This is a genomic window from Peptoniphilus indolicus (assembly GCF_900454665.1).
Lineage (GTDB): Bacteria > Bacillota > Clostridia > Tissierellales > Peptoniphilaceae > Peptoniphilus > Peptoniphilus indolicus.
The window spans coordinates 1481940-1493788 of record NZ_UGTH01000001.1 but is presented as its reverse complement, the minus strand read 5'-3'; the positions used below and the strand labels follow the sequence as shown (position 1 = coordinate 1493788).

At 30.3% G+C, this 11849-nt stretch carries 12 protein-coding genes and 1 riboswitch; of the genes, 3 read left to right on the top strand and 9 right to left on the bottom strand.

Annotation, left to right across the window (positions count from 1 at the left end):
- Positions 1–8: 8 nt before the first annotated feature.
- A riboswitch (purine riboswitch) is annotated at positions 9–105 on the bottom strand.
- Positions 106–222: 117 nt separating this feature from the next.
- The 3 genes from DYE58_RS07150 to DYE58_RS07140 are packed head-to-tail and all read right to left on the bottom strand — an operon-like array spanning position 223 to position 2811.
- Positions 223–843 carry a C39 family peptidase gene (locus tag DYE58_RS07150; RefSeq protein WP_172463325.1) on the bottom strand — a complete coding sequence of 207 codons (621 nt, stop codon included), beginning with the start codon at positions 841–843 and terminating at the stop codon, positions 223–225.
- 1 nt (position 844) lies between these two features.
- Entirely contained in the window at positions 845–1579 is a 735-nt protein-coding gene (locus tag DYE58_RS07145; RefSeq protein WP_115312143.1) for a TIGR03915 family putative DNA repair protein, read from the bottom strand.
- Positions 1580–1581: 2 nt separating this feature from the next.
- A complete protein-coding gene (locus DYE58_RS07140; protein WP_040552318.1) occupies positions 1582–2811 on the bottom strand; it encodes a putative DNA modification/repair radical SAM protein in 1230 nt (409 codons plus the stop codon).
- 178 nt (positions 2812–2989) lie between these two features.
- Between DYE58_RS07140 and DYE58_RS07135 the strand changes: the two genes are divergently transcribed.
- Together DYE58_RS07135 and DYE58_RS07130 are read left to right on the top strand one after the other, a co-directional pair.
- On the top strand, positions 2990–3508 hold the full coding sequence (locus DYE58_RS07135) for a helix-turn-helix domain-containing protein (RefSeq protein ID WP_218563704.1): 519 nt from the start codon (positions 2990–2992) through the stop codon (positions 3506–3508).
- Between the two features lie 5 nt (positions 3509–3513).
- The gene (locus tag DYE58_RS07130; protein WP_115312141.1) at positions 3514–4008 is read left to right on the top strand and encodes an IS630 family transposase; all 495 of its coding nucleotides are present in this window, start codon (positions 3514–3516) and stop codon (positions 4006–4008) included.
- Between the two features lie 164 nt (positions 4009–4172).
- Here DYE58_RS07130 and DYE58_RS07125 read toward each other — a convergent pair whose 3' ends face one another.
- The 4 genes from DYE58_RS07125 to DYE58_RS07110 are packed head-to-tail and all read right to left on the bottom strand — an operon-like array spanning position 4173 to position 7793.
- Positions 4173–5456, bottom strand: coding sequence for a TRAP transporter large permease (locus DYE58_RS07125; RefSeq protein WP_115312140.1), 1284 nt, complete (start codon positions 5454–5456; stop codon positions 4173–4175).
- On the bottom strand, positions 5456–5935 hold the full coding sequence (locus tag DYE58_RS07120; RefSeq protein ID WP_004823291.1) for a TRAP transporter small permease: 480 nt from the start codon (positions 5933–5935) through the stop codon (positions 5456–5458). The genes DYE58_RS07125 and DYE58_RS07120 overlap by 1 nt, the downstream gene beginning before the upstream one ends.
- A gap of 11 nt (positions 5936–5946) precedes the next feature.
- Entirely contained in the window at positions 5947–6942 is a 996-nt protein-coding gene (gene dctP / locus DYE58_RS07115; RefSeq protein WP_245946070.1) for a TRAP transporter substrate-binding protein DctP, read from the bottom strand.
- 2 nt (positions 6943–6944) lie between these two features.
- Positions 6945–7793 (bottom strand): DUF6282 family protein, encoded by an 849-nt coding sequence (locus DYE58_RS07110; protein ID WP_115312139.1) that lies wholly within the window; start codon positions 7791–7793, stop codon positions 6945–6947.
- A 230-nt stretch (positions 7794–8023) separates the two neighbouring features.
- Between DYE58_RS07110 and DYE58_RS07105 the strand changes: the two genes are divergently transcribed.
- Complete coding sequence (locus DYE58_RS07105; RefSeq protein WP_115312138.1) at positions 8024–8950, top strand: LysR family transcriptional regulator; 927 nt, start codon at positions 8024–8026, stop codon at positions 8948–8950.
- Positions 8951–9104: 154 nt separating this feature from the next.
- Here the strand turns inward: DYE58_RS07105 and uraA are convergent, their stop codons facing one another.
- A complete protein-coding gene (gene uraA, locus DYE58_RS07100; protein ID WP_245946069.1) occupies positions 9105–10364 on the bottom strand; it encodes a uracil permease in 1260 nt (419 codons plus the stop codon).
- Between the two features lie 253 nt (positions 10365–10617).
- Entirely contained in the window at positions 10618–11811 is a 1194-nt protein-coding gene (gene tuf, locus DYE58_RS07095) for an elongation factor Tu (RefSeq protein WP_115312137.1), read from the bottom strand.
- Positions 11812–11849: the final 38 nt, after the last annotated feature.

Sequence of the window (11849 nt, the reverse complement as noted above, 5' to 3'; positions counted from 1 at the left end):
CAGGCATAACAATGTATTTTATAATTTATAGTCGGACTATTAGGTAGTCGATAGATACGCTTAACCAAATTATAAGCTTATATAAATTATATTATTAAATTATAATAGATTTTATTTCATAACGTTTTCCTCTATTTAATAAAATTATACTGCTCTTTATCACATTTGTCAATTAAAAAATTAACAATTTTATCCAATTTAGGCAATTTTAAAATTTATTTATTAATTTTTTAAAATTGCCAGAGTATTATACGAACAAAGTCCGGTAGATAATAAACTATGAGAAAAAATATTGTAATCTATATATGTTTTATTTTTTCTCCACCCATCAAATACCTCTATAAATTTTATATTCATTCCTTTATATCTAAATATTTTATACCCGCTAATGGTTACAGTATGATTGTGATACTCTCCAAAAGCTATATTCATAAGAAGTGGTCTTCCTGCATCGATTTCACTTTTTACCGGATTATAAAAGTTAGAAAAATACTTCCCCTTCGCCTTAACTTTTATTCCATAATATCTGAAATAGTCTTTCATTATATCATCTATTTTTGTTGGCAATGTTCCAACTGTTTCATCAAATCCGTAGCTCTGTGCAATTGTAAAAATTTGGTCAAAAATTTCTTGTTCCGATAAATCGCCAAAAATTTTGTCGTAGTAACTCAAAACTCGAGTTATTGAAACTATCGAGCAATTTTTATTTGATTTTTTAAATTCACTTTGTAAAAAGTCTTTTAAATCCAAACTTTTTTCTTGCAACAACACTGCTCCGTTATAATTTTTAGTTATATATCCGTATAAATAATCTATTACTTCATATCCTGTAAATTTGCTCAAATCAATCACTCTTTTCTATATCTTTTTCAGGAAGATATTTCCAATACTTCTTAGGCATATTTGACACCATAAGTTTTTTATTCTTTCTTTCATCTATACCCACTGCACTATAAAATTTCTTCCACGCACTCTTAAAAAACATCTCTCTAGCACTATCTACCGCTTCTATATACTCAACTTCCATAAATTCACAATTCCCATGCATACAAAATGCTGCTGTCTTTCTACTCACATCATATATAACAAACTTTTCATTTGGCATTCGCTTTAAAAAATGTGGAGTTATAAATTTTAATATGTCATTGTGAGGTGTGAACTCTGCAAATAAAAATCCATCTTGAATTTCTCTAAATCTAAGCAGTCCTTTGTAGTCATGATTTTCTGAGCCAAAATTTTTTAAAATACCTCTATACATCACAGCTTCTTCTTTCGCCGAATTCAAATATGACAATCCATACTTATAAACTCCTTTTATACACTTAGCTATAACATCTGCTTTCTGCAAATTATCAGAGTGATAAACTACAACTAAATCATTAAAAAAGCTTTTAGAAATATTTTTTATAATAGAGTTTTTAACTCTATTATATTTTTTCAAATCTGTACTCACATGAATATCTTCAAAAAAATTTACTTGCTCGGTTTCAGTTGAGAAATTAACATTTTCTATTATAGAATATGCTTCAAACACAGCTGTTAAGAGTCCCTCAAAACTTCCGTCATATATATATTTCATAATCACCACATCTTTAGCTGCTCAACTGAATCTGGATCGCGTTGCCCCATAAAATCTTTTAAGGATTCTTTTGTAGAAAAATTTCTCCCTCTATAAACTCCGCCAACAGTTATAAAATTAACAGCTCTCTTAGTAGATATTTTCAAACTCTTTAAGTCGTCATACTTTAGAGCTGCAAACTTTCTTGCATTTATGATTCTAAGAGCATAATTTCTACCAAATCCCGGAATTCTCATAAGCTCTTCATAAGTTGCTCTATTTATTTCAATCGGAAATAAATCTATATTTTCTATTGCCCAATTTGCCTTTGGATCTATTCTCAGATCAAAAAATGGATTTTCTCGTTTTAAAATTTCATCTGCCTTGAAACCATAAAACCTTAGCAACCAATCAGCTTGATAAATTCTGTGTTCTCTAAGGAGCGGAACTTTTTCAATTCCCTTTGTATACTTAGATTTTACAACCGGCACATAACCTGAATAATAAACTCTCTTCATATCAAAAATTTCGTACAATCCCTCAGCTCTGTTTATAATAGTCAAATCATCTTCTCCAGTTGCTCCAACAATCATTTGAGTAGTTTGTCCCGCCGGTACAAATTTTGGCGCACTTCTAAATTTTTTTCGTTCTTCAATATTTTGTAAGAGATTATTTTTTATATCTTTCATAGGTTTAAATATCTTTAGATAGTTTTTCTGTGGGGCCAACAGAGCCAACGAATTTTCAGTTGGGAGCTCTATATTTATGCTAATTCTATCAATCAAAATTCCCAAACTTCTTATCAATTCTTCACTAGCTCCCGGAATCCCCTTCATGTGAATATAACCATTAAAATTGTATTCATATCTTAAAATTCTTGCAACTTCAATCAACTTTTCCATAGTCTTATCCGGACTTTCAACTATTCCCGATGACAAGAATAAACCCTCTATGTAATTTCTCTTATAAAAATTTATTGTCAAATCCGCAACTTCTCTTGGAGTGAATTCCTCTCTTAGTACATCATTATCTCTTCTATTGACACAGTACTCACAATTGTATACGCATTTATTGGTAAGTAAAATTTTAAGTAATGAAATACATCTTCCATCTTCACTCCAAGAATGACAAATCCCCGCCATATGTCCATTGCCAAGCCCTTTATTATTTTTTCTATCCGAGCCACTGGACGAACAACTTACATCATATTTTGCAGCATCTGTTAAAATTTCCAACTTTTCTTGAAACTCCATGCTCTCACCTCTTAAAAAATTATAACATTTGCCCTATACATTGTAAACATACGTTCTAAATCCTTGACTTTTGTTCTTTCTCTTTAAAATAATTTCTATAATAAAAATTTATAAGCTTATACTAATATCCGTTAAACAATAGATACAATTGTGTGATTTAATGGAGTATAATAATATTATGAAAGATATACAAAAACAAATTCAAGAATTAGAAGTAGAACTCAAAAAAACTAATAACAAAAGAGAATATATAAGGATTAAAGCCATAATACTAAAACTTAAAGGCAACAGTGCCAAATCCATATCTGAAAAATTAGATGTTGGAAAATCTACAGTGTTCGCATGGTTAAAAGCATACAGAGAAGATTCTGTAAACGCATTAAAAAATAAAAAAAGACAAGGCAATCATAGAAATCTCTGCTTTGAAGAAGAAAAAGAATTCCTAAAGCAATTTGAAGAAAAAGCAGAAAGTGGACAAATAGTAACAGCCAAAGAAATAGAAAAAGCATATGTAAAGCTTGTAGGACATTCCATAGGAACGGGTCAAATATATAGAGTACTAAAAAGACACGGATTTAGAAAAATAATGCCAAGAAGTAAACATCCTAAGAAAGCAAGTAAAGAGGTCATAGAGACCTCAAAAAAATTAACATCAGAGCAAAAGAACTTAGAAACGTTAACCCGGATAAAAAAGTAAGAATAATGTTCCAAGATGAAGCAGGATTCGGTTGCATAAATAAGCCGAAATACTGTTGGTGTAACCATAAAATAAGACCATCAATACCTTGTAATCATTTAAGAGAATACAGATATACTTATGGAGCAGTAGAACCAACAACAGGAGAAAACTTCTTTTTAATATTGCCGTATTGTAATACAGACTGTATGAACATATTTTTAAAAGAACTCTCCAAAACCTATAAGAATGATATGATACTACTAGTATGTGATGGAGCAACATGGCATAAATCCAAAGGATTAAGAATACCGGAAAACATAGAAATAATGCATATACCACCATATACACCAGAAATGAACCCCATAGAACAGATTTGGAAACAAATTAGGACTATGGGATTTAAAAATGATTTTTTCCACACATTATCAGACGTAGTGGATAGGTTGTGTGAAACGATAAATAAATTAACAAAAGAGATGGTTAAAAGTATCACCAATAGGGATTGGTTATATATCTAGATTTAATAGGATGATAGTATTAGTAAATTTTAAACTCGTAAATTAAATTTTCAATAAAAAACAAACTCCAACTTACTTAGTAAATCAGAGTTTGTTATTATTAATCTTCTAATATTTTCTATAATTAATATATTAATAATTCATTTTACATAAAAATTTTATTTTTATTTTAATATATTTGGCAAAAAAAGAATTATTTGAGGTATATAAGCAAATAACAATACAGTTAGTAATTCTATAATCAAGAACGGTAAAACTCCTTTCACAATATCATTAAATTTTAATCCTGTTATCGATGCTGCTGTAAACAAATTATATCCGAAAGGAGGTGTAACATATCCTATAACCAAATTTATTACAAAAATCATGCCTAAATGTAACGGATCTATTCCAAGTTGTAATCCAAAAGGAACAATTACAGGAGCAATTATAATAATTGCTGCAACAGTATCCATTAAAGCCCCCACAAAGAATAAAATTATCATTAGTACTAATAAATATACATACTTATTAGTTATTATTTCACTCAAATATAATGCTATTGTAGACCCTATATTAGTTACTGACATTATCCAAGAAAGCAAATTTGCCGCCCCCATGATTATACCTACCATGGCTGATGTCTCCATCGCTTTTAATAACGCCCCTGGTAATTCATAAATTTTTATCTCTCTATATATTGCCATACCTAATATTAATGAATACACTACTCCAATAGCAGCTGCCTCTGTAGGTGTAAATATCCCTGAGTAAATCCCCCCTAATATTATTATCGGTAAAAGTAGAGCTCCAAGAGCTGACCATGTAGATTTTATTAATTCTGTAAAATTAAACTTTTTCCTATCATTCTCCATTATTTTCGGATTATTTTTTATAATTACAAAATTTACTAAAATCAAAAATAACATCATTACAATTCCAGGTATAATTCCAGCTATGAACATTTTAGGTATTGAAATTCCCATTGTAACTCCATAAATTATCATAGGAATGCTTGGAGGAATTATAGGCCCTAAAGCTCCCCCAGCAGCAACCATTCCCGCTGCTGTTTTTTTATCATATCCACTCTTAGTTAAAGATGGTATCATTATACTTCCAATAGCTGCTACTGTAGCAGGACCCGACCCCGTTAAAGCTGCAAAAATAGCACATGAAACTATTGTTACAACTCCTAATCCTCCTGGTAACCAACCAATCAATTCATCAGCCCAATGAATCATCCTTTTTGATATCCCCCCTTTATCCATTATCTCGCCCACTAATACAAATAATGGTATTGCCAATAAAGGAAATGAATCTAATCCTGTTATAAATCTTTGACTTACTAGTAATAAAGGTTTCATGTCAGTTATTAATAAAAATATAATACCTGAACCCAATATAGACAAAAACACTGGTAGCCCTATAAAAATTAATATGAACATTAACAAAAACATAATTCCTACCATTAAATATCATCTCCTATACAATTTGCCATATTCATATATATATCATATATAGAATAAAAAGTTATCAATGCTCCAAATATCGGTGCAGCCATATATACAAATGCCATGCTAATCCTCAATGCAGGACTAAGCTGAGTTCTAACCGCCCAAGCTACTTTTGATCCAAAAACTATTAATATAGTTCCTATTAAAATAGTTAAAATATTTATTATTAAACTTAGTTTCTTTCTATTCTTCTCATTTATATTTTCTATAACTACACTCACGGTGGCATTACTTTTGTTTTTTGTACATAATGCTGCTCCTAATAAATTAGCCCATATAAAGCTATATCTAGCTAATTCTTCTGTCCATGATAAAGAAGAGTTTAGAATAAATCTTGTGAATACTTGTAATACACAAGATATTATCAACGCTAAAAAAACTGTTATAATTAATATTTTCAATACCTTAGTAATCAAATTATTTAACTTCACCATAAAATCCACCTTTATAAGTTTAATTCACTCGATAATTCATCAAAATATTCTTCTCCGATAACTTGAGATCTACTTTTATAAAAATCTTTAAACTTTTTCTTAAAAGCGCCTTTATCTATATCTCTAATTATTTTCATACCTTGATTTTCCATTTCTTTTAACATTTTAGTTTCTTTATCTGCATTACTAGTTCTAGTAATCTTACCTGCATATTCTGCAGCCTGTTTCAATATTTCTTTCTCTTCATCATTTAATTCATCATATATATTTTTTGATATACATAGAATTAATGGTGAGTAAAAATGCCCTGTTAAATTTAGATCTTTTGCTATATCTACAAACCCATTTGTATAAGTTACACTTATAGGTATATCTAACCCATCTATAGTTCCTTGTTGTAATCCTGTTATAGTTTCTGACCATGACATTGGAACCGCATTAGTCTCTAGTTGTTGATAAGTCTTTATATATGTATCTGTTTCCATACATCTGATTTTTAGACCTTTAAAATCACCAGGGTATCTAACTTCTGCATTAGCTGTTACTAAATGTCTAAATCCACCTTCTCCATAAGCTAATGCTTTTATCCCATATTTTTCATACTCATTCAAAACTTTTTTCCCTATATTCCCATCAAGTATATTTGCAGCTTCTTTTGAATTCTCAAAAATAAAAGGTAAATCAAATAAACCTGCTTCTTTTATATAACCACTTATATATGCATTTGTCATAATAGCCATATCAGTTGTACCTATTTGCATTCCAGTGAACATTTCCCCTTCTTGCCCAATCTGGCCTGAACCTTTTATATCTATAACAATTTTTCCATTGGTTTTTTTATAAACTTCATTTGAAAAATTCTTAGCAAATATAAAATAAGGGTCATCTTCAACTGGAGCTGTTGTAAAACCAATTTGAAATACCTTATTTTCAGTTCTGCTCTTCGAACAACCTACTAAATTTAACATTAATAATGAAATAATTACTACTATTGCATATTTTTTCAATTTCAGCCCTCCACTAAATTTTTAGGTGTAAACTTTATCATTTTTTCTATATTTTTTATTTCTATTCCACTTTCTAAACAAAATTTGATAGCATCTTTCATTGAATTTATAGGTGTTTTTTTATTATATATACCTCTATCAGTACTAATAAAAATGTTTTCATAATCTAGATTTCTCATTACATTTAAAAACTTGTTTTTTGAGCAATCTCCATCTTCTAAATTGGCCCAAACTTTTTCTAATATTACTCCCTTTTTTGCTAACATTAATTGTGTGCCAATATCAATATCAGTTCTTAGCCAATCGGGATGTGTTAGTACTGTTTTAACCTTGTTTTTAATTGATTCTTCACACAAAATAATACTTTCTTCAACACTAAGATGCCCTGTAGCTATAACTGCATTATATTTTTTAACAACCTCAATAATTTCGTAAACCTCTTTTTTCAATTTTCCCTTATCATTTAAAATGCTTATTCCTTTTCTACTAAAAAAATCTCCTTTCATATTTCCATACTTTAAAGAATTTTCTGAATCTCTAGTAGGAAACCAAATAAATACTCCACCTAATTTTAAAGAACTTTCACATGCATATGGATTCAATCCTCCTACTGGATAATTTAACGCTATCCCTCCATAAGCTTTAGTATTAAAATTAAAATGCGAATTTATTAACTGCGCCCTACCTATGGTTGATTCATAATGATTTTTTATCATTACTCCACTCATATTATATTTATTTGCCTCTTTTATTAAATCTATATCATCTATACTTCTTTTTACATGAGATGGACTACTATGTGTATGTAAATCATATGAACCTATTAATAAATCTAAAATTAAATCTTCCACTTTTTCTCCTTTCTAAGTATTTTCATATTTATTTTATAAACTTAATTTAACAAAGTAAAACAAGCAATTTTTTTATTGATTAAAGTTTTAACTTGTTATATTCCCCCGTAATGTTATAATTTATGTATTATTATTGTTTTATTGATCAAATAAATTAATCATTTTTATTTAGCACAAGTTTTTTCAATAATATATAATTATTAACAATATATTTCTTGTGGGGTGATAATATGACACAAAATCAAAAAATTTTTTTATTTATCGCTGAAAATTTAAGTTTTAGTAAAGCTGCTAAACATTTTTTTGTTACTCAACAATGTATTAGTGACCATATTAACAGAATAGAAAATGAATATGGAACTAAATTATTTTATAGAAAGCCTTATCTACATTTAACTCAAGCTGGTGAAACAGTATATAAATCATTATCTACCATAAATAGAATCGAAAATGATCTAAAATCAAGTATTGAAAATTTTTCTAATGAAAAAAGGGGTTCTTTTACTTTCGGAATTAGTACATCTCGATCTAAGGTTCTACTTCCAAAAGTCCTTAATAAATATTATGAGTATTTCCCAGAAGTGAATATTTCTTTTTTTAGTGGAGATACATCTATATTAGAAAACAAATTATTAAAGAATGAAATTGACTTATTTCTTGGAATTAATTCTAGTTTAGACTTAGATTTAGATATTACTCCTGTCGCAGAAGATTACATGTACATAGTTATTAATAAAAATTTATTTAAAAAATATTTTTCAAAAGAAAATCTTCTATTATTTAAGCATGGATTTGATTTAAATTTATTAAAGGATATCCCTATCACTATGTACTATAATACTGGGGCTTTATATCAACTTATGCAACAGCATATTCTAAGTCATGGTATACAATTAAATAAAACTCCCTACTTTATAAGTGAATGTGATGTTCAAATTAGTTTATGTTTAAATAACACTACCTGTGCTATTGTCCCTAGAATGTTATCAATACATTTATTAGACAATCCAGAAATTTTCTTATTTCCTATAAAAGATTTTAATTATCCTTTAAGAATTGATATTGTTAAGAATAAATACATAGATCTACCACATTATGTTAAAGCATTTAATAATCTATTAATCGAAGAAATTAAAAAGATTCAAAAACTACTCTGAACTAATTTAAATATAAGTCCAAAAAATGCTCACAAATTTATTAGAAAATAGTATTTGCACAAAATAACTATATTTTGGAAATTCAAATCAATAAAAAACAAACTCCAACTTACTTAGTAAATCAGAGTTTGTTATTATTAATCTTCTAATATTTTTAATCTTCTAATATTTTTAATCTTCTACAAATATGGAATGTTATACTTAAAATAACTGCAACCACACTTGCCAATACCATTCCTGATAGTTCTACATTTCCAACAGAAATTATCAAACCACTAAGACCTGTAAATAATATTACACTTGTCAAAATCAGGTTTGCACTTTTTGAATAGTCTACTTTTGCATCAACCAAAAGTCTCAATCCACTTGCCCCTATCATTCCATATAATAAGAACGTAACTCCTCCTATTACATCTCCAGGGATTGTTTGAATAAGTGCCGCTAAAGGTCCAATGAATGCCATACATATTGAAACTACTGCCGCTCCAGCTATTACTTGAACACTATATACTCCAGTAACTGCCATTACACCTATATTTTCTCCGTATGTTGTAGTCGGAACTGAACCCAAAAATCCTGAGACCATTGTAGAAAAATTGTCTGCAAGTATAGTCTTATCAAGTCCTGGGTCTTTTATTATATCTCTTCCTATTATGTTGCTTGTTACCACTTGATGACTTATATTTTCACTCATTATAACCAATGTCACAGGTAACATTGTCAAAATCGGTTCCCAGTGAAAAGCTGGCGCTTGAAAATGTGGAACCACAAATAAATTAGCTTCTCTTAATCCCGAAAAATCAATCATTCCAAAAAAATACGCTGTTATATATCCAACTACTATTGCTATTAAGATTGGTATTGTTGCCCAAAATTTTTTAAATAGAACTGAACCAAAAATTGCTGTTAATAATGTCACTGCAAAAACTATTCTGTCCGGATTAGTTGCAGTTTCTCCCATTATATTAGCTCCTATTGTTCCACCAGATATTGTCGCTGATGCCAATTGAAGTCCTATAAGCGCTACTACGGCTCCCATTGCTGCTGGAGGAAGAACTATATCTAACCAACTAACTCCCTTTCTTTTAATCAACCATGCAATAAGGCAACCTATTGATCCTATTGCCACAAATCCGCCAAGTGCATATTCAAATGGATATTTTGATAAAATAACTTGAGTTGGTCCTAAGAATGCAAAACTTGAACCTAAATAAGCTGGCACTTTTTTATTGGTTATCCAAATTAACAAAAATGTTCCTATACCATTCATTAAAAGTACAATACTTGGATCCATTTTAAATACTAATGGAACTAGTACAGAAGCTCCAAACATAGCAAACGTATGTTGCAAACTCAAAGGTATAAGCAGATTTAAAGGTACTTTTTCATCCACTCCTATAATCTTCTTATTCATTTCTCCCCCCATCTTAGTTTTTAAAAATTCAACTTTTTTTCAAACTTTCTTATGTATTTTACTCTATTTATTTTTAAGTCTCAATAATTAATTAGAAAATAATTCATTTTTATTATTTACCCCAACCATGCTTAATGCTAAATAAAGGTTTAATTTTTTAATAGAAATATTTTTATAATTTTTTAATTTATTTTATTTGCTCAAAAAAAGACCTTAGAATAATCTAAGGTCTAAGGCCTAATTGTTAATTAAATTAGTCGATAAGTTTAGAAACAACGCCTGATGCTACTGTTCTTCCACCTTCACGAATTGCGAATCTTAATCCTTCGTCCATTGCGATTGGTGTAATTAGTGTTACTGTGAATGTTGAGTTGTCTCCCGGCATTACCATTTCTACTCCGTCTGCTAGTTGGATGTCTCCTGTTACGTCTGTTGTTCTAAAGTAGAATTGTGGTCTGTATCCGTTAAAGAATGGTGTGTGTCTTCCACCTTCTTCTTTTGATAGTACGTATACTTCGGCTTCGAATTTTGTGTGTGGATTGATTGTTCCTGGTGCTGCTAGTACTTGGCCTCTTTCGATTTCATCTCTTTGGATTCCTCTTAGTAGGGCTCCGATGTTATCTCCTGCTTGGGCTTGGTCTAGTTGCTTCTTGAACATTTCAACTCCTGTTACTACTAGGGTTCTTCTTTCTTCTGTTAGTCCTACTAGTTCTACGTTGTCGCCTACTTTTACTGTTCCTTGTTCTACTCTTCCTGTTGCTACTGTTCCTCTTCCTGTGATTGAGAATACGTCTTCTACTGGCATTAGGAATGGGTGGTCTATGTCTCTTACTGGCTCTGGAATGTATTCGTCTACTGCTTCCATTAGTTTTAGGATTTTGTCTCCCCATTCTCCGTCCGGATCTTCTAATGCTTTTAGGGCTGATCCTACTACGATTGGTGTGTTGTCTCCGTCAAAGTCGTATTCGCTTAGTAGGTCTCTGATTTCCATTTCTACTAATTCGATTAGTTCCGGGTCATCTACTTGGTCTTCTTTGTTTAGGAATACTACTATTTTTGGTACCCCTACTTGTCTTGCTAGTAGGATGTGTTCTCTTGTTTGTGGCATTGGACCGTCTGCTGCTGAGCATACTAGGATTGCTCCGTCCATTTGTGCTGCTCCTGTGATCATGTTCTTTACGTAGTCAGCGTGTCCTGGACAGTCTACGTGTGCGTAGTGTCTGTTTGCTGTTTCGTATTCTACGTGTGATGTTGAGATTGTAATTCCTCTTTCTCTTTCTTCTGGTGCTTTATCGATGTTTGCGTAGTCTACGAATTCACCTGATCCGAATCTTTTGTTTAGTACTAGTGTTATTGCTGCTGTTAGTGTTGTTTTTCCGTGGTCTACGTGTCCTATTGTTCCTATGTTTACGTGTGGTTTGTTTCTTTCAAATTTAGCTTTAGCCATTTCATGCCTCCCTAATTTTCTTTTTAATTGTCTCTATA